Origin of the sequence: Streptomyces sp. NBC_00289, from assembly GCF_041435115.1 — a bacterium.
Taxonomy (GTDB): Bacteria; Actinomycetota; Actinomycetes; order Streptomycetales; family Streptomycetaceae; genus Streptomyces.
Genome location: NZ_CP108046.1, coordinates 8183499 through 8202128 on the forward strand (window position 1 = coordinate 8183499; position 18630 = coordinate 8202128).

Genomic DNA, 18630 nt, shown 5'->3' on the forward strand with positions numbered 1-18630 from the left:
GGGTCATGCGCCGCGGCCGGCGGCTCGCGATCGATGTCGGGGACGCCCGTATCGGGGTCGCCTCGTGCGACCCCGACGGGATCCTCGCCACCCCGGTGGAGACGGTCCCGGGCCGTGACGTCCCGGCCGCGCACCGCAGGCTGCGGCAACTGGTCGAGGAGTACGAGCCGATCGAGGTCGTCGTCGGTCTCCCGCGCTCCCTGAAGGGGGGCGAGGGCCCGGCCGCGGTAAAGGTTCGGGGCTTCGCCCAGGTGCTCGCGACGGGCATCGCGCCGGTCCCGGTACGACTCGTGGACGAGCGGATGACCACGGTGACGGCCAGTCAGGGCCTGCGCGCCTCGGGGGTGAAGACGAAGAAGGGCCGGTCGGTCATCGACCAGGCAGCCGCTGTGATCATCCTGCAGCAGGCACTGGAATCCGAACGGGTGTCAGGTAAAGCACCCGGCGAGGGCGTCGAAGTGGTCATCTGATCGCGATACGGTAACGTTCCGCGCGATGCGGCGGTGTTCGAACAGTCGCCGCAAACAAGAGGCGGGACGGGAGCCGGGCCCGAAGCCGCGCGACCGCCGCCTCGCGGCTCTAGGGGATCGATGACTGAGTATGGCCGGGGCCAGGGCTCCGAACCGTGGCATCCGGAGGACCCGTTGTACGGGGACGGCGGATGGGAGGGACAGCAGGCCCAGTCGGGTCAGCAGTCCCCCTACGGCGGCCAGCCACAGCACTACCCCGCGCAGCCACACCAGTCCCAGCACCCGCAGCAGGCGCAGTACGGCGAGTGGGCCGAGGGGCAGCAGACCCCCTACGACCAGGCGCAGCAGTATCCCCAGCAGTTCCAGCAGCAGTACGGCCAGCAGTACGACCAGCAGTACTACGCCGGTCAGGAGCAGCAGGCGTACGACAACGGCGGCTGGGGCGCGGGCACTCCGGCGCCCGTCCAGTACGCCGGTCCGGCGGATCCGTACGGGCAGCAGGACCCGGCCGTCTACGGCGGGGAGCAACCCGACCACTACGGCACCCCCGACGCCTATCCGCCGCCCGAGCCGCCGAACAAGAGGCGCGCCGAACCGGAGCCGAAGACCGACTGGGACCCCGGACCCGACGAGGGTGAACACGCTTTCTTCGCGGGCGGGAACGACGACGAGGCCGATGCCGAGGCCGACGACGACGCGGACGATCCGCGCGGCGGCCGCAGGGGCCGGGGCGGCAAGAAGCCGAAGAAGCGGCGCAGCGGGTGCGCGTGCCTGGTGCTGACGGTGATCTTCGCGGGCATCGTCGGCGGGCTCGGCTATGTCGGCTACGACTACTACCAGGACCGTTTCGGTCCGGCGCCGGACTACGCGGGTGACGGAAACGGCGATCAGGTCACCGTCGTCATTCCCAAGGACGCGGGCGGCTATGTGATCGGGCAGAAGCTGAAGGAGGCGGGCGTCGTCGAGAGCGTCGACGCGTTCGTCTCCGCGCAGCAGTCGAACGCCGACGGCAAGTACATCCAGGACGGCGTCTACACGCTGCAGAAGCAGATGTCGGCGGCGAGCGCGGTCGAACTGATGCTCAGTCCGAAGAGCCGCAGCAACCTGATCATCGCCGAGGGCTCGCGCAACATGGCGATCTACACGCTGATCGACAAGCGCCTCGGGGTGGCGGACGGCACCACGGCGAGCGTGGCGAAGAAGCAGTACAAGACCCTCGGCCTGCCCGACTGGGCACTCGGGCACGACAACCTGAAGGATCCGCTGGAAGGATTCCTCTACCCCTCCAGCTACGCGGTCAGCAAGGGGCAGAAGCCCGCGGCCGTCCTGAAGGACATGGTCTCCCGGGCCAACGACAAGTACGAGGAACTCGGTCTCGAGAAGAAGGCGGAGAGCCTCGGGCTGGAGGGCCCGTGGCAGCTGCTGACGGTGGCGAGCCTGGTGCAGGCCGAGGGCACGAGCCACGACGACTTCCGCAAGATGGCCGAGGTGGTCTACAACCGCCTCAAGTCCGGGAACCCCGAGACCTACGGCTCGCTCGAGTTCGACTCCACGTACAACTACGTGAAGAACCAGAGCAAGATCGACCTGAGCATCGCCGAGCTGCGGAAGTACAACAACCCGTACAACACGTACTACATCAAGGGCCTGACGCCCGGCCCCATCGACAACCCCGGTGAAGAGGCGCTGAAGGGCGCCCTCAGGCCGACGCACGACGGTTGGTACTACTTCATCTCGTTGGACGGCAAGACCAGCAAGTTCACGAAGACGCTCGCGGAGCACGAGAAGCTGGTCAAGCAGTTCAACGCGTCAAGGAACTGAGACTGATGACAGCTCCCCGCAGGGCGGCCGTGCTCGGCTCGCCCATCGCCCACTCCCTCTCCCCGGTGCTGCACCGTACCGCGTACGCGGAGCTGGGGCTGGCCGACTGGTCCTACGACCGCTTCGACGTCGACGAGACCGCTCTCCCCGGCTTCCTCGCGGACCTGGGGCCGGACTGGGCCGGACTGTCACTGACCATGCCGCTCAAGCGGGCCGTCATCCCCCTGCTCGACGAGATCAGCGAGACGGCGGCCTCGGTCGAGGCGGTCAACACCGTGGTCTTCACCCAGGACGGGCGCAGGGCCGGCGACAACACCGACATCCCCGGCATGGTCGCCGCGCTGCGGGAGCGCGGGATCGAGGAGGTCGACTCCGCGGCGATTCTCGGCGCCGGCGCCACCGCCTCCTCCGCGCTCGCGGCCCTGGCCCGGATCTGCACCGGCGAGGTCGTCGTGTACGTGCGCAGCGAGGCCCGGGCCGCGGAGATGCGGCAGTGGGGCGAGCGGCTCGACCTCGAGGTGCGCACCGAGGACTGGGCGGACGCGGCCGAGGCGCTGCACAGGCCCCTGGTGATCGCGACCACCCCGGCCGGTGCGACGGACGCCCTGTCCGGCAGGGTGCCGGAGCGGCCCGCCACCCTCTTCGACGTCCTCTATGACCCGTGGCCCACCGAGCTCGCGGCCCGCTGGTCCGCCTACGGGGGCGCCGTCGTCAGCGGGCTCGACCTGCTGGTGCACCAGGCGGTCCTGCAGGTGGAGCAGATGACGGGGCGTACCCCGGCGCCGCTGGACGCGATGCGCAAGGCCGGCGAGCGCGCGCTAGCTGCCCGCTGAGCGCTTCGCCGGAAGTCCGGGGCCCGCTGTGGGCGCGGCCTTTTGTGTCACTTCGTTGTCTCGCGTCCCGTCCGGGTGGTGGACCGGCGGCGGGGTCGGGGTCCGGACGTGGGAGGATCGGGAGTGGCGGGCCGGGGCCGCGCACCCGGCCGCCGTTGCCGTACGCGAGGACGCGCGTACGCGGGGCAGGACCAGGGCGCGAGTACTGAGGAGCACCGTTGAGCAGGTTGCGCTGGCTGACCGCGGGGGAGTCCCACGGCCCCGCACTCGTCGCGACGCTGGAGGGACTTCCCGCCGGCGTGCCGATCACCACGGAGATGGTGGCGGACCACCTGGCGAGGCGGCGGCTCGGCTACGGGCGCGGTGCCCGGATGAAGTTCGAGCGCGACGAGGTGACCTTCCTCGGCGGCGTCCGGCACGGCCTCACCCTCGGCTCCCCGGTCGCGATCATGGTGGGCAACACCGAGTGGCCCAAGTGGGACCAGGTCATGGCGGCCGACCCGGTCGACCCGGAGATCCTCGCCGGTCTGGCCCGCAACGCCCCGCTGACCCGCCCGCGCCCCGGCCACGCCGACCTGGCGGGCATGCAGAAGTACGGCTTCGACGAGGCCCGGCCGATCCTGGAGCGCGCCTCCGCCCGTGAGACGGCCGCGCGCGTGGCGCTGGGCGCGGTGGCCCGGTCGTACGTGAAGGAGACGGCCGGCATCGAGATCGTCTCGCACGTCGTCGAGCTGGCCTCCGCGAAGGCCCCGCACGGCGTGTACCCGAAGCCGGGCGACGTCGACAAGCTGGACGCGGACCCGGTGCGCTGCCTGGACGCGGACGCGTCGAAGGCGATGGTCGCGGAGATCGACCAGGCACACAAGGACGGCGACACCCTCGGCGGCGTGGTCGAGATCCTGGCGTACGGCGTGCCGGTGGGCCTGGGCTCGCACGTGCACTGGGACCGCAAGCTGGACGCCCGGCTGGCCGGCGCCCTCATGGGCATCCAGGCCATCAAGGGCGTCGAGGTCGGCGACGGCTTCGACCTGGCGCGGGTGCCCGGCTCCAAGGCGCACGACGAGATCGTGAAGACCGACGAGGGCATCCGCCGGACCTCCGGCCGCTCCGGTGGCACCGAGGGTGGCCTGAGCACCGGAGAGCTGCTGCGGGTGCGGGCCGCGATGAAGCCGATCGCGACCGTGCCGCGGGCCCTGCGGACCGTGGACGTGACCACCGGTGAGGCGACCGCCGCCCACCACCAGCGCTCCGACGTGTCGGCCGTTCCGGCGGCCGGCATCGTCGCGGAGGCGATGGTCGCCCTCGTGCTCGCCGACGCGGTCGCGGAGAAGTTCGGCGGCGACAGCGTGACCGAGACCCGCCGCAACGTGCGGTCCTACCTCGACCACCTGGCCATCCGGTGAGCGCGACGCCCGTGGTCGTCCTGGTGGGCCCGATGGGAGTCGGCAAGTCGACGGTCGGGCAGCTGCTCGGCGAGCGGCTCGGCGTCGCCTACCGGGACACGGACGACGACATCGTGGCCGAGCAGGCCCGGTCCATCGCCGAGATCTTCGTCGACGAGGGCGAGGCCGCCTTCCGCGCGATCGAGAAGCGGGCGGTGCACCGGGCACTGGCCGAGCACGACGGCGTCCTCGCGCTGGGCGGTGGCGCGATCCTCGACGAGGACACCCGCGCACTGCTCGCCGGACAGCGCGTCGTCTACCTCTCGATGGACGTCGAGGAGGCCGTCAAGCGCACCGGCCTGAACGCCGCGCGCCCGCTGCTCGCCGTCAACCCGCGCAAGCAGTGGCGGGAGCTGATGGAGGCGCGGCGGCACCTGTACGAGGGGATCGCCACGGCCGTCGTACCCACCGATGACCGTACGCCCGAAGAGGTCACCCAAGCAGCCCTGGACGCACTGGAGTTGAAGGAAGCATGAGCGAGGCAGTGACGCGGATCCAGGTCGGCGGCACGGCCGGCAGCGAGCCCTACGAGGTGCTGGTGGGCCGGCAACTCCTGGGCGAGCTGGCCGGCTTGATCGGCGACCGGGTCAAGCGGGTCGCCGTCGTCCACCCCGAGGCACTCGCCGAGACTGGTGAGGCGCTGCGCGCCGACCTGGCCGGGCAGGGCTACGAGGCCGTCGCCATCCAGGTGCCCAACGCGGAGGAGGCCAAGACCACCGAGGTCGCCGCCTACTGCTGGAAGGCGCTCGGCCAGTCCGGGTTCACCCGCAGCGACGTCATCGTGGGGGTCGGCGGCGGCTCCACCACCGACCTCGCCGGTTTCGTGGCCGCGACCTGGCTGCGCGGGGTGCGCTGGATCGCCGTCCCGACCACCGTGCTGGCCATGGTGGACGCGGCCGTCGGCGGCAAGACCGGCATCAACACGGCCGAGGGCAAGAACCTCGTGGGTGCCTTCCACCCGCCGGCCGGCGTGCTGTGCGACCTGGCCGCGCTGGACTCGCTCCCGGTCAACGACTACGTCTCGGGGCTCGCCGAGATCATCAAGGCCGGCTTCATCGCCGACCCGGCGATCCTGGAGCTCATCGAGGCCGACCCGGAGGCCGCCCGCACGCCCGCGGGCCCGCACACCGCCGAACTCGTCGAGCGGTCCATCAGGGTCAAGGCCGAGGTCGTCTCCTCGGACCTCAAGGAGGCGGGCCTGAGGGAGATCCTGAACTACGGGCACACGCTCGCCCACGCCATCGAGAAGAACGAGCGCTACCAGTGGCGCCATGGTGCCGCGGTCTCGGTGGGCATGCACTTCGCCGCCGAACTGGGCCGTCTCGCGGGCCGGTTGGACGACGCCACGGCCGACCGCCACCGCACGATCCTGGAATCGGTGGGGCTGCCGCTGCACTACCGCCACGACCAGTGGCCCAAGCTGCTGGAGACCATGAAGGTCGACAAGAAGTCCCGCGGCGACCTGCTGCGCTTCATCGTCCTCGACGGCCTGGCCAAGCCCACCGTCCTGGAAGGCCCGGATCCGGCCGTGCTGCTCGCCGCGTACGGCGAAGTGGGCGAGTAAGGACACCCGCGTACCTTCCGTCCGATGTGCCGTACCGGCACGGGCACTTCGGGGCGTCCCCGGCCGTTCACCAAATGACGGCCGGGGACGGTACCGTTCGGTAGGGATCGGGGTTCGCACCCCGCTGCCGGCGCCCATCGCCTGCCGCGAGTGAGCTGAAGGGGCGTGTCGGTGTCGAGAGGGTGAGCGCGCGGAGGCCCGAAGGGCCGAGCGCGGTCGGGCTCTCGCCTCCGGCTGAGGAGACCCGGTGGCGCATGCGCCAGACGACACGAGACGGAGTGGCACCGGATGCAGCACGTGGGTTCTCCGCTGCCGCCGCCCCATGAACCGGGGCACGGAGCGGCCGTCGGCTGGTCGCAGGCCGCACACCACCCGGGCCCGCCCCACCCCGGGACGCACCAGGGCTCCGCCCCCGTACCCGCGGCGCCGCCGGCCCCGGGCTACACGCCGGCCCCCGCGGGCCCGATGCCGCCCGCCCCGCACCACGCTCCCGCCCCGCCCGGCCCCCCGCGCGGTCAGGTCCCCCCCGCTCCGGACACCACCGGCCATGTGCCGCTGCCCCCCGGCGGACCCGTCGCCATGCCCAGCGTGCCGCCCGCCACGGCTGCCGCGCCCGACCCGACCGGCACGACCCTCGCGGTGCTGCTCATCGGTCCCGCGGGCGCCGGGAAGACGAGCGTGGCCAAGTACTGGGCGGACCACCGGCGGGTTCCCACCGCGCACATCAGCCTCGACGACGTCCGCGAGTGGGTTCGCTCGGGCTTCGCCGACCCCCAGGCGGGGTGGAACGACCACTCCGAGGCCCAGTACCGCCTCGCCCGCCGCACCTGCGGCTTCGCCGCGCGCAACTTCCTCGCCAACGGCATCTCGTGCATCCTCGACGACGCCGTCTTCCCCGACCGCCCGGTGGTCGGCCTGGGGGGCTGGAAACGGCATGTGGGCCCCGGCCTGCTGCCGGTCGTCCTGCTGCCCGGCCTGGAGATCGTGCTGGAGCGCAACGCCGAGCGCTCCGGGAACCGGCGCCTCGCCGACGAGGAGGTCGCCCAGATCCACGGCCGGATGGCCGGCTGGTACGGCTCCGGCCTCCCGATCATCGACAACTCACAGCTCGACGTACCGCAGACGGCCCGCGTCCTGGACGACGTGCTGGCCCGGTCGATCGCCAGCCCGCCGGCCTGGTAGCCCCGGGAAGCGGGCGTCTTGGCGGGAAATCCGCGGTCGGCCCCCGCCCGCGCGGCACGCGGTCGGCACAGCACAGCCACCGGCACCCCCCACTCGGCCTCGCTCAACCGGCGCCATCCCCGCGCAGCTCATACGCTCGATTCATGTCAGAGGTGTACGCGGCTCGCCGGACCCGGCTGAAGGAACGCTGTCACGCGGGCGGCAGCGCGGCGGCGCTTGTCTCCCGTCCCGCCAATGTCCGCTATCTCACGGGCGCGGCCCCGAGGGGCGCCGTGCTGCTGCTGGGAAGGACCGAGGACCTGCTGCTGTGCACCGGCCCGCCGGACGACCGTCCCGCGGAGGGGCGGCCGGACGAGGCGGTGCGTGTGCAGCCGCTGCCCGGCAGGGACGGAGACGCTGCCGTGGCCGCCGCGGATCTCGCCCTCGCCCAGGGCGCCGACTCCCTCGCCGTCGAGGAGCACGACCTCACCGTGGCCCGGCACCGGGCGATCCGCTCGGTGGTGCCGCGGCTGCGCCTGGCCGACCTGGGCGGCGCGGTCGAGCAGCTCCGCATCGTCAAGGACGAGGAGGAGATCTCCTGCCTGCGCATCGGCGCGGAGATCGCCGATCAGGCGCTGGGGGAGCTGCTGGAGTCCATCCTCGTGGGCCGTACCGAGCGGCATCTCGCCCTGGAGCTGGAGCGGCGGCTGGTCGACCACGGCGCCGACGGCCCCGCCTTCGCGACCTCCGTCGCCACCGGCCCGAACTCCGGCAGACGCGGCCACCGGCCCACCGACCGACGGGTCGAGGAAGGCGATTTCCTCTCCGTCTGTCTCGGCGCCAGGTACCGCGGCTACCGCTGCGAGATCGGCCGTACGTTCGTCATCGGAACGTCTCCCGCGGACTGGCAGATCGAGATGTACGACCTCGTCTTCGCTGCCCAGCGCGCCGGAAGGGAGATGCTGGCACCCGGCGCCGCCTACCGTGACGTGGACCGCGCCGCCCGTCAGGTACTGGGCTCGGCGGGGTACACGGAGGGCTTCCCGGAGCTCACCGGGCACGGTGTCGGACTCGAAATCGACGAGGACCCGCAGCTGGCCCCCGCGGCCATGGGTAAACTGGACGCTTGCGTGCCGGTCACCGTCGAACCGGGGGTCCACCTCCCGGGCCGGGGCGGTGTCAGGATCGATGACACGCTCGTCGTACGCCCCGAGGCGGACGGCGGACCCGAGCTACTCACCATCACGACCAAGGAGCTGCTCGCGCTGTAGCTTTTCCGAGCTGTGCGCGTGCGCCGGGGTCGTCCACGTCAGTCCAGGAGATTCCGCAACCGTGGCTTCCACGAACGACCTCAAGAACGGCCTGGTGCTCAAGCTCGAAGGCGGCCAGCTCTGGTCCGTCGTCGAGTTCCAGCACGTCAAGCCCGGCAAGGGCCCGGCCTTCGTGCGCACCAAGCTGAAGAACGTGCTCTCCGGCAAGGTCGTCGACAAGACGTTCAACGCCGGCGTCAAGGTCGAGACGGCCACGATCGACAAGCGCGACATGCAGTTCTCGTACATGGACGGCGAGTACTTCGTCTTCATGGACATGGACACCTACGACCAGCTGATGGTCGACCGGAAGGCCGTCGGCGACGCCGCCAACTTCCTGATCGAGGGCTTCACCGCCACCGTCGCGCAGCACGAGGGCGAGGTGCTCTTCGTCGAGCTGCCCGCCGCCGTCGAGCTCGTCATCCAGGAGACGGAGCCGGGCGTCCAGGGCGACCGCTCCACCGGTGGCACCAAGCCCGCCATCCTGGAGACCGGTCACCAGATCAACGTGCCGCTCTTCATCACCACCGGTGAGAAGATCAAGGTCGACACCCGCACCAGCGACTACCTCGGCCGGGTGAACAGCTAACCGTGGCTGCCCGCAACACGGCCCGCAAGCGCGCCTTCCAGATCCTCTTCGAGGGTGACCAGCGCGACGCGGACGTCCTGACGGTCCTCGCGGACTGGATCCGGCTCTCCCGGGCCGACACCCGGCAGCCGCCGGTCAGCGAGTTCACGATGCAGCTGGTCGAGGGCTACGCGCTGCACGCGACGCGTATCGACGAGCTGATCTCCCAGTACTCGGTCGGCTGGACGCTGGACCGGATGCCGGTCGTCGACCGCAACATCCTGCGCCTCGGCGCCTACGAGCTGATCTGGGCCGACGAGACGCCGGACGCCGTCGTGCTCGACGAGATGGTGCAGCTGGCGAAGGAGTTCTCCACGGACGACTCGCCGTCGTTCGTCAACGGCCTGCTCGGCCGTCTCAAGGACCTGAAGCCCTCGCTGCGCCGCGACGAGGCCTGACGGGGCCCCGAGGGACACGACAACGCCAGAGGGCCCGCAGCGTGACAGCTGCGGGCCCTCTGGCGTCCGTCGTGCCTCCTGGCACCCCGGGGAGCTGCTGAGCCGCCGGGCGTGACCGGAAGTGTGAGGTTCCGGCCACCCCCGGCGGCACGTTTCTGCTGAAGCCGGTGGGGGCTCAGCTCTCCTCGTGGGCGACCGCGCGGCGCGCGTCTGCGTCGAGGACGCCCCAGCTGATCAGCTGCTCGGTCAGGACCGAGGGGGACTGGTCGTAGATGACGGCGAGTGTGCGCAGGTCGTCCTGGCGGATCGAGAGCACCTTGCCGTTGTAGTCGCCGCGCTGGGACTGGATCGTCGCCGCGTAACGCTGCAGGGGACCCGCCTTCTCGGCCGGCACGTGAGCCAGCCGCTCCAGGTCCAGAACCAGCTTCGGCGGCGGCTCGGCGGCTCCGCCCGGAGTGGTGCCGGGCAGCAGCTCCTGCACGGGAACCCCATAGAAATCCGCCAGTTCGGCGAGCCGCTGCACGGTCACGGCGCGGTCACCGCGCTCGTAGGACCCGACCACGACCGCCTTCCAGCGTCCCTGGGACTTCTCCTCGACACCGTGGAGGGAAAGGCCCTGCTGGGTGCGGATGGCCCGGAGCTTGGCCCCGAGCTGCTTGGCGTATTCGCTGGACATATAGCTCCCCGGACACTGTGACTACGCGGCCAGGCCGCGCGGCTGGTAACTCACTGTGAGGTTACGCAGCGTTACTCTGCTGCGTCAAGCCGAATGGGCCGCACCGGCTGTCCCGTGGCAGCGGTGGCCGATTACTCCATAGGGGTGATCAGGGGCGTCGTCGCGGGCTGCTAACGTGGGTGGCGCAAATCCGACGTCCTTTAAGGTCCGTCCCGTGAGGCGGAGAAGGAGGTCCGTTTCTTATGGACACGCACGACACGCAGGGAACACCCGACACGCAGGCGTCCGACGCGAGGCCCGTCCTCGAGGCTCCGGACATCGCGCGGGTCCTGACCCGCATCGCCCACGAGATCGTAGAGCGCGCCAAGGGCGCCGACGACGTGGTGCTCCTCGGCATTCCGACCCGGGGCGTCTTCCTCGCCCAGCGGCTCGCCGCCAAGCTCGAGCAGATCACCGACCGCAAGATCCCGGTCGGCTCCCTCGACATCACCATGTACCGCGACGACCTGCGCATGCACCCGCCGCGTGCGCTCGCTCGCACCGAGATCCCCGGTGACGGCGTCGACGGCAAGCTGGTCGTCCTCGTCGACGACGTGCTCTTCTCCGGCCGCACCATCCGCGCCGCCCTCGACGCCCTGGGCGACATCGGGCGCCCGCGCGCGGTGCAGCTCGCTGTCCTCGTGGACCGCGGGCACCGCGAACTGCCCATCCGGGCCGACTACGTCGGCAAGAACCTCCCCACGTCGTTGCGGGAGACGGTCAAGGTCCAGCTCGCCGAGGAGGACGGTCGCGACACCGTGCTGCTCGGTGTGAAGCAGACCGCGCCGACGCGCGAGCAGTAGCAGCGCTCAGCCGTCCGTCGCTGAGTGCGCCCCAGCACGCCCGGCGGCGCCTTCCGGGGCCCCCGGCCCCCCGTGTCCCCACTTGAACTGCCTTACGGAGCCTGACAGATGCAGCGTCATCTCATCTCGGCCGCCGACCTCACCCGCGACGACGCCGTCCTGATCCTCGACACCGCCGAGGAGATGGCCCGGGTCGCCGACCGGCCGATCAAGAAACTGCCGACCCTGCGCGGCCGTACCGTCGTCAACCTGTTCTTCGAGGACTCCACCCGCACCCGGATCTCCTTCGAGGCCGCCGAGAAGCGCCTGTCCGCGGACGTCATCAACTTCACCGCCAAGGGCTCGAGCGTCTCCAAGGGCGAGTCCCTCAAGGACACCGCCCAGACCCTCGAAGCCATGGGCGTCGACGCCGTCGTGATCCGGCACGGCGCCTCCGGGGCCCCGTACCGGCTCGCCACCTCCGGCTGGGTCGACGCCGCCGTCATCAACGCCGGTGACGGCACCCACCAGCACCCCACGCAGGCCCTGCTCGACGCCTTCACCATGCGCCGCCGCCTGGTCGGCCGGGACGCGGGCCTCGGCAACGACCTGGCCGGCAAGCGCATCACGATCGTGGGCGACATCCTGCACAGCCGGGTCGCCCGCTCCAACGTCGACCTGCTGCACACCCTCGGCGCCGAGGTGACACTCGTCGCCCCGCCGACCCTGGTGCCGGTCGGCATCGAGTCCTGGCCGTGCGAGGTGTCCTACGACCTGGACAGCACGCTGCCGAAGTCCGACGCGGTGATGATGCTGCGGGTCCAGCGCGAGCGGATGAACGCGGCGTTCTTCCCCACCGAGCGCGAGTACTCGCGGCGCTACGGCCTCGACGGCGACCGCATGGCGCGGATGCCCGAGCACGCCATCGTGATGCACCCCGGCCCGATGGTCCGGGGCATGGAGATCACCGCCGGGGTCGCCGACTCCGAGCGCTGCACCGTCGTCGAGCAGGTCGCAAACGGAGTGTCCATCCGTATGGCCGTGCTCTACCTGCTTCTGGGTGGCGCCGTCTTCGACTCGAAGAACGTGCCCGCCGACAGCCACCCCCGTATCGAGGAGAAGTAAGACAGATGAGCACAATCCTGATCCGGGGTGCGAAGGTACTCGGCGGCGAACCGCAGGACGTCCTGATCGAGGACGGGCTGATTGCGGCCGTGGGCAGCGGTTTGTCGGCCGAGGGCGCCGAGGTCGTGGAGGCCGGCGGCAAGGTTCTGCTGCCGGGCCTGGTCGACCTGCACACCCACCTGCGCGAGCCCGGCCGCGAGGACTCCGAGACGGTGCTGACCGGCACCCGCGCCGCCGCCTCCGGCGGCTACACCGCGGTGTTCGCCATGGCCAACACCTTCCCGGTCGCCGACACCGCCGGCGTCGTCGAGCAGGTCTACCGGCTCGGCCAGGAGCACGGCTACTGCGACGTCCAGCCCATCGGCGCGGTCACCGTCGGCCTGGAGGGCAGGAAGCTCGCCGAGCTGGGCGCCATGTACGAGTCGGCGGCCGGAGTCACCGTCTTCTCCGACGACGGCAAGTGCGTCGACGACGCCGTGATCATGCGCCGGGCGCTGGAGTACGTGAAGGCCTTCGGCGGAGTCGTCGCCCAGCACGCGCAGGAGCCGCGGCTGACCGAGGGCGCCCAGATGAACGAGGGCGTCGTCTCCGCCGAGCTCGGGCTCGGGGGCTGGCCCGCGGTGGCCGAGGAATCGATCATCGCCCGGGATGTCCTGCTCGCCGAGCACGTCGGCTCCCGCGTCCACATCTGCCACCTGTCGACCGCCGGCTCCGTCGAGATCGTCCGCTGGGCCAAGTCCCGCGGCATCGACGTCACCGCCGAGGTCACCCCGCACCACCTCCTGCTCACCGACGAGCTGGTACGGACGTACAACCCGGTCTACAAGGTCAACCCGCCGCTGCGCACCGAGCGGGACGTGCACGCCCTGCGCGAGGCGCTCGCCGACGGCACGATCGACATCGTCGCCACCGACCACGCCCCGCACCCGCACGAGGACAAGGACTGCGAGTGGGCCGCGGCCGCCATGGGCATGGTCGGGCTGGAGACCGCGCTGTCGGTGGTCCAGGCGACGATGGTCGACACCGGACTGCTCGACTGGGCCGGCGTCGCCGACCGCATGTCCGCCGCGCCCGCGCGCATCGGGCGGGCGAGCGGCCACGGCCGGCCCGTCTCGGCAGGTGAGCCCGCCAACCTCCTGCTCGTCGACACGGAATACCGTGGGTCCGTGGACCCCGCGGGCTTCGCCTCGCGCAGCCGCAACACTCCGTACGAGGGCCGCGAGCTGCCGGGCCGTGTCACCCACACCTGGCTCCGGGGCAAGGCCACGCTCGTCGACGGGAAGCTCACGTGACACCTGTAATCCTGCTGGCCGCGGAGAAGGAATCGGCCGAGGTGACCGACTGGGCCGCCCGCATCGGCTGGCTCGTCGGACTCGCCCTCTTCGTCGCCCTCGTCTACTGGCTGATGCGCGAGGGCTGGAAATGGCGCGGCACGCTCCAGGGCGACCTGCCCGAGCTGCCCACCGCGCCGGAAGACCCCGGCCCGGCGAGACTGACCCTGAGCGGCCGCTACCACGGCTCCACCACCGCCGGGCAGTGGCTCGACCGCATCGTGGCGCACGGCCTCGGCAGCCGCAGCCGGGTCGAGCTCACGCTGACGGACGCGGGACTGGACGTCGTACGCCCGGGTGCGAGCGACTTCTTCGTCCCCCTCGCCGCGCTGCGCGAGGCCAGGCTCGACAAGGGCATCGCGGGCAAGGTCCTCACCGAGGGCGGTCTGCTCGTCCTGACCTGGGCACACGGCGACCGGCTGCTCGACTCCGGGTTCCGCTCGGATCAGGCGTCCGAGCACCACGAGTGGGTCGACGCCATCAACTCCATGATCGAAACAACCACCACGGAAGGCGCCGAACGATGACGACCTCCAAGCAGGGGAACGCCTCGCAGAGGAAAGAGGCGCTTCCCGCCGTACTCGTCCTGGAGGACGGCCGGATCTTCCGGGGCCGCGCCTACGGGGCGGTGGGGGAGACCTTCGGCGAGGCCGTGTTCTCCACCGGGATGACCGGCTACCAGGAGACGCTGACCGACCCGTCGTACCACCGGCAGGTCGTGGTGATGACCGCGCCGCACGTCGGCAACACCGGCGTCAACGACGAGGACCCCGAGTCGCGGCGGATCTGGGTCGCCGGATACGTCGTGCGCGACCCCGCGCGCGTGCCGTCCAACTGGCGCTCGCGCCGCTCCCTCCACGAGGAGCTGGCCCAGCAGGGCGTCGTCGGCATCTCCGGCGTCGACACGCGTGCGCTGACCCGGCACCTGCGGGAGCGCGGCGCGATGCGCGTCGGCATCTTCTCGGGCAACGCGTTGCCCGACGAGGGCACGATGCTCGCGCAGGTGCGCCAGGCCCCGGAGATGAAGGGCGCCGACCTGGCCGCGGAGGTGGCCACCAAGGAGGCCTACGTCGTCCCGGCGATCGGCGAGAAGAAGTTCACCGTCGCCGCCGTGGACCTGGGCATCAAGGGCATGACCCCGCGCCGGATGGCCGAGCGCGGCATCGAGGTGCACGTGCTGCCCGCCACGGCGAGCGCCGAGGACGTGTTCGCGGTGGAGCCCGACGGAGTGTTCTTCTCCAACGGCCCCGGTGACCCGGCCACCGCCGACCACCCGGTCTCCGTCATGCGGGCGGTCCTGGAGCGCGGTACCCCGCTGTTCGGCATCTGCTTCGGCAACCAGATCCTGGGGCGGGCGCTGGGCTTCGGCACGTACAAGCTGAAGTACGGCCACCGTGGCATCAACCAGCCGGTGCAGGACCGCACGACCGGCAAGGTCGAGGTCACCGCGCACAACCACGGCTTCGCCGTCGACGCCCCGCTCGACACCGTGTCCGACACCCCGTTCGGGCGCGCCGAGGTCTCCCACGTCTGCCTCAACGACAACGTGGTGGAAGGTCTCCAGCTGCTCGACCAGCCGGCCTTCAGCGTCCAGTACCACCCCGAAGCGGCAGCGGGCCCGCACGACGCCGCCTACCTGTTCGACCGCTTCGTATCCCTGATGGAGGGCCAGCGTGCCTAAGCGCTCCGATATCCAGTCCGTCCTGGTCATCGGCTCCGGCCCGATCGTCATCGGCCAGGCCGCCGAGTTCGACTACTCCGGCACCCAGGCGTGCCGCGTCCTGCGCGCCGAGGGGCTCCGGGTCATCCTGGTCAACTCCAACCCGGCGACGATCATGACCGACCCGGAGATCGCCGACGCGACCTACGTCGAGCCGATCACCCCGGAGTTCGTCGAGAAGATCATCGCCAAGGAGCGGCCCGACGCGCTGCTGCCCACGCTCGGCGGCCAGACCGCCCTCAACACCGCGATCTCCATGCACGAGCAGGGTGTGCTGGAGAAGTACGGTGTCGAGCTGATCGGTGCCAACGTCGAGGCGATCAACAAGGGCGAGGACCGCGACCTGTTCAAGGGCGTCGTCGAGGCCGTACGCGAGAAGATCGGGCACGGCGAGTCGGCCCGGTCGGTCATCTGCCACACGATGGACGACGTGCTGACGGGCGTCGAGACCCTCGGCGGCTACCCCGTCGTCGTCCGGCCCTCCTTCACCATGGGCGGCGCCGGTTCCGGCTTCGCCCACGACGAGGAGGAGCTGCGCCGCATCGCAGGCCAGGGCCTCACGCTCTCCCCGACCACCGAGGTGCTCCTGGAGGAGTCCATCCTCGGCTGGAAGGAGTACGAGCTGGAGCTGATGCGCGACAAGAACGACAACGTCGTGGTCGTCTGCTCCATCGAGAACTTCGACCCGATGGGCGTGCACACCGGCGACTCCATCACCGTCGCGCCCGCGATGACGCTGACCGACCGCGAGTACCAGCGGCTGCGGGACATCGGTATCGCGATCATCCGTGAGGTCGGCGTCGACACCGGCGGCTGCAACATCCAGTTCGCGGTCGACCCCGTCGACGGCCGCATCATCGTCATCGAGATGAACCCGCGTGTGTCGCGTTCCTCGGCGCTGGCGTCGAAGGCGACCGGCTTCCCGATCGCCAAGATCGCCGCCAAGCTCGCCGTCGGCTACACGCTCGACGAGATCCCGAACGACATCACGGAGAAGACCCCGGCCTCCTTCGAGCCGACCCTCGACTACGTGGTCGTGAAGGCCCCGCGGTTCGCCTTCGAGAAGTTCCCGTCGGCGGACTCGACGCTGACGACGACGATGAAGTCGGTCGGTGAGGCGATGGCGATCGGCCGCAACTTCACCGAAGCGCTGCAAAAGGCGCTGCGGTCGCTGGAGAAGAAGGGCTCGCAGTTCACGTTCGTGGGCGAGCCCGGCGACAAGGACGCGCTGCTCGCGGAGTCCGTCCGGCCCACCGACGGCCGGATCAACACCGTCATGCAGGCGATCCGCGCGGGTGCCACGCCCGAGGAGGTCTTCGAGGCGACGAAGATCGACCCGTGGTTCGTCGACCAGATGTTCCTGATCAGGGAGATCGCGGACGAGCTGGCCGCGGCCGACCGGCTGAACCCGGAGCTGCTCGCCGAGGCCAAGCGGCACGGCTTCTCCGACCAGCAGATCGCCGAGATCCGCGGCCTGCGCGAGGACGTCGTGCGGGAGGTGCGGCACGCGCTGGGCGTGCGCCCGGTCTACAAGACGGTCGACACCTGCGCCGCCGAGTTCGCCGCGAAGACGCCGTACTTCTACTCCTCCTACGACGAGGAGAGCGAGGTCGCGCCCCGCGAGAAGCCCGCGGTGATCATCCTGGGCTCCGGCCCCAACCGCATCGGCCAGGGCATCGAGTTCGACTACTCGTGTGTGCACGCCTCCTTCGCGCTGAGCGACGCCGGCTACGAGACGGTGATGGTCAACTGCAATCCGGAGACCGTCTCCACCGACTACGACACCTCCGACCGCCTGTACTTCGAGCCGCTCACGCTGGAGGACGTGCTGGAGATCGTCCACGCGGAGTCGCAGGCCGGTCCGATCGCGGGCGTGATCGTGCAGCTCGGCGGGCAGACGCCGCTGGGCCTCGCACAGGCGCTGAAGGACAACGGCGTGCCGGTCGTGGGCACGCCGCCCGAGGCGATCCACGCAGCCGAGGACCGCGGCGCCTTCGGCCAGGTCCTGGCCGAGGCGGGCCTGCCGGCCCCCAAGCACGGCACCGCGACCACCTTCGCGGGCGCCAAGGCCATCGCCGACGAGATCGGCTACCCGGTCCTGGTGCGGCCGTCGTACGTGCTGGGCGGGCGCGGCATGGAGATCGTCTACGACGAGACCCGTCTCGAGTCCTACATCGCGGAGTCCACCGAGATCAGCCCCTCCCGGCCGGTGCTGGTCGACCGGTTCCTGGACGACGCGATCGAAATCGACGTCGACGCCCTGTACGACGGCGAGGAGCTGTACCTCGGCGGCGTCATGGAGCACATCGAGGAGGCCGGCATCCACTCCGGTGACTCGGCGTGCGCGCTGCCGCCGATCACGCTCGGCGGCTTCGACATCAAGCGCCTGCGCGCCTCCACCGAGGCCATCGCCCGCGGGGTCGGGGTGCGCGGACTGATCAACATCCAGTTCGCGATGGCGGGCGACATCCTCTACGTCCTGGAGGCCAACCCGCGTGCCTCCCGCACCGTCCCCTTCACCTCGAAGGCGACCGCGGTGCCGCTGGCCAAGGCCGCCGCCCGGATCTCGCTGGGCGCGACCGTCGCCCAGCTGCGGGCCGAGGGGCTGCTGCCGGCGAACGGCGACGGCGGCGAACTGCCGCTGGACGCGCCGATCTCCGTCAAGGAGGCGGTCATGCCGTGGTCGCGCTTCCGCGACATCTACGGCCGGGGCGTCGACACCGTGCTGGGCCCGGAGATGCGCTCGACCGGCGAGGTCATGGGCATCGACTCCGTCTTCGGCACGGCGTACGCCAAGTCGCAGGCGGGCGCCTACGGCCCGCTGCCGACCAAGGGACGGGCGTTCATCTCGGTCGCCAACCGGGACAAGCGCTCGATGATCTTCCCGGCGCGGGAGCTGGTCGCGCACGGTTTCGAGCTGCTCGCCACCTCCGGCACGGCCGAGGTCCTCAAGCGCAACGGCATCAACGCCACCGTGGTGCGCAAGCAGTCCGAGGGCATCGGCCCGAACGGGGAGCGGACCATCGTCCAGCTCATCCACGACGGCGAGGTCGACCTCATCGTCAACACCCCGTACGGCACCGGCGGCCGCCTCGACGGCTACGAGATCCGTACGGCGGCCGTGGCGCGCTCGGTCCCCTGCCTCACGACGGTCCAGGCACTCGCCGCGGCCGTCCAGGGCATCGACGCCCTCAACCACGGTGACGTCGGCGTCCGCTCACTGCAGGAACACGCGCGACACCTGACCGCGGCCCGCGACTAGCAGCCCTGAGGGGGACACCGGAAACGGTGTCCCCCTCTTCATGAGGACCCCCGGTCCTCATGAGGACC

17 protein-coding genes are annotated in these 18630 nt (G+C 70.9%); 16 read left to right on the plus strand and 1 reads right to left on the minus strand.

The features are described from left to right. The first annotated feature begins 5 nt into the window (after nucleotides 1–5). From ruvX to nusB, 10 genes are all read left to right on the plus strand, one after another. A complete protein-coding gene (gene ruvX / locus OG985_RS37060; RefSeq protein WP_371672743.1) occupies nucleotides 6–470 on the plus strand; it encodes a Holliday junction resolvase RuvX in 465 nt (154 codons plus the stop codon). 120 nt (nucleotides 471–590) lie between these two features. After that, nucleotides 591–2291 (plus strand): endolytic transglycosylase MltG, encoded by a 1701-nt coding sequence (gene mltG, locus OG985_RS37065; protein WP_371672744.1) that lies wholly within the window; start codon nucleotides 591–593, stop codon nucleotides 2289–2291. A gap of 5 nt (nucleotides 2292–2296) precedes the next feature. Further along, nucleotides 2297–3124 carry a shikimate dehydrogenase gene (locus tag OG985_RS37070; protein WP_371672745.1) on the plus strand — a complete coding sequence of 276 codons (828 nt, stop codon included), beginning with the start codon at nucleotides 2297–2299 and terminating at the stop codon, nucleotides 3122–3124. A gap of 218 nt (nucleotides 3125–3342) precedes the next feature. Next, nucleotides 3343–4527 (plus strand): chorismate synthase, encoded by a 1185-nt coding sequence (gene aroC / locus OG985_RS37075; protein WP_371672746.1) that lies wholly within the window; start codon nucleotides 3343–3345, stop codon nucleotides 4525–4527. 32 nt (nucleotides 4528–4559) lie between these two features. Further along, on the plus strand, nucleotides 4560–5042 hold the full coding sequence (locus OG985_RS37080; protein ID WP_371674601.1) for a shikimate kinase: 483 nt from the start codon (nucleotides 4560–4562) through the stop codon (nucleotides 5040–5042). After that, nucleotides 5039–6130, plus strand: coding sequence for a 3-dehydroquinate synthase (gene aroB / locus OG985_RS37085; RefSeq protein WP_371672747.1), 1092 nt, complete (start codon nucleotides 5039–5041; stop codon nucleotides 6128–6130). The genes OG985_RS37080 and aroB overlap by 4 nt, the downstream gene beginning before the upstream one ends. A gap of 288 nt (nucleotides 6131–6418) precedes the next feature. After that, nucleotides 6419–7312 carry a Pro-rich N-terminal domain-containing protein gene (locus OG985_RS37090; protein ID WP_371672748.1) on the plus strand — a complete coding sequence of 298 codons (894 nt, stop codon included), beginning with the start codon at nucleotides 6419–6421 and terminating at the stop codon, nucleotides 7310–7312. A 143-nt stretch (nucleotides 7313–7455) separates the two neighbouring features. Next, nucleotides 7456–8562, plus strand: a complete 1107-nt coding sequence (locus tag OG985_RS37095; protein ID WP_371672749.1) for an aminopeptidase P family protein — start codon at nucleotides 7456–7458, stop codon at nucleotides 8560–8562. A 61-nt stretch (nucleotides 8563–8623) separates the two neighbouring features. Then, the gene (efp, locus tag OG985_RS37100) at nucleotides 8624–9190 is read left to right on the plus strand and encodes an elongation factor P (RefSeq protein WP_371672750.1); all 567 of its coding nucleotides are present in this window, start codon (nucleotides 8624–8626) and stop codon (nucleotides 9188–9190) included. 2 nt (nucleotides 9191–9192) lie between these two features. After that, nucleotides 9193–9627, plus strand: a complete 435-nt coding sequence (gene nusB, locus OG985_RS37105) for a transcription antitermination factor NusB (RefSeq protein ID WP_371672751.1) — start codon at nucleotides 9193–9195, stop codon at nucleotides 9625–9627. 175 nt (nucleotides 9628–9802) lie between these two features. On the opposite strand, the gene bldD is transcribed toward nusB, so the two are convergent. Next, complete coding sequence (gene bldD / locus OG985_RS37110) at nucleotides 9803–10303, minus strand: transcriptional regulator BldD (RefSeq protein ID WP_030607052.1); 501 nt, start codon at nucleotides 10301–10303, stop codon at nucleotides 9803–9805. Nucleotides 10304–10545: 242 nt separating this feature from the next. On the opposite strand from bldD, the gene pyrR reads away from it, so the two are divergent. The 6 genes from pyrR (at nucleotide 10546) to carB (ending at nucleotide 18562) form a co-directional block, all read left to right on the plus strand. Then, on the plus strand, nucleotides 10546–11145 hold the full coding sequence (pyrR, locus tag OG985_RS37115; protein ID WP_371672752.1) for a bifunctional pyr operon transcriptional regulator/uracil phosphoribosyltransferase PyrR: 600 nt from the start codon (nucleotides 10546–10548) through the stop codon (nucleotides 11143–11145). A gap of 108 nt (nucleotides 11146–11253) precedes the next feature. After that, nucleotides 11254–12249 carry an aspartate carbamoyltransferase catalytic subunit gene (locus tag OG985_RS37120; RefSeq protein ID WP_371672753.1) on the plus strand — a complete coding sequence of 332 codons (996 nt, stop codon included), beginning with the start codon at nucleotides 11254–11256 and terminating at the stop codon, nucleotides 12247–12249. A 5-nt stretch (nucleotides 12250–12254) separates the two neighbouring features. Continuing rightward, nucleotides 12255–13541 (plus strand): dihydroorotase, encoded by a 1287-nt coding sequence (locus tag OG985_RS37125; protein WP_371672754.1) that lies wholly within the window; start codon nucleotides 12255–12257, stop codon nucleotides 13539–13541. Then, on the plus strand, nucleotides 13538–14107 hold the full coding sequence (locus OG985_RS37130; protein WP_371672755.1) for a hypothetical protein: 570 nt from the start codon (nucleotides 13538–13540) through the stop codon (nucleotides 14105–14107). Before OG985_RS37125 ends, OG985_RS37130 begins: the two co-directional genes overlap by 4 nt. Beyond that, on the plus strand, nucleotides 14104–15261 hold the full coding sequence (gene carA / locus OG985_RS37135; protein ID WP_371672756.1) for a glutamine-hydrolyzing carbamoyl-phosphate synthase small subunit: 1158 nt from the start codon (nucleotides 14104–14106) through the stop codon (nucleotides 15259–15261). The genes OG985_RS37130 and carA overlap by 4 nt, the downstream gene beginning before the upstream one ends. Continuing rightward, entirely contained in the window at nucleotides 15254–18562 is a 3309-nt protein-coding gene (gene carB, locus OG985_RS37140) for a carbamoyl-phosphate synthase large subunit (protein WP_371672757.1), read from the plus strand. The genes carA and carB overlap by 8 nt, the downstream gene beginning before the upstream one ends. Nucleotides 18563–18630 lie beyond the last annotated feature (68 nt).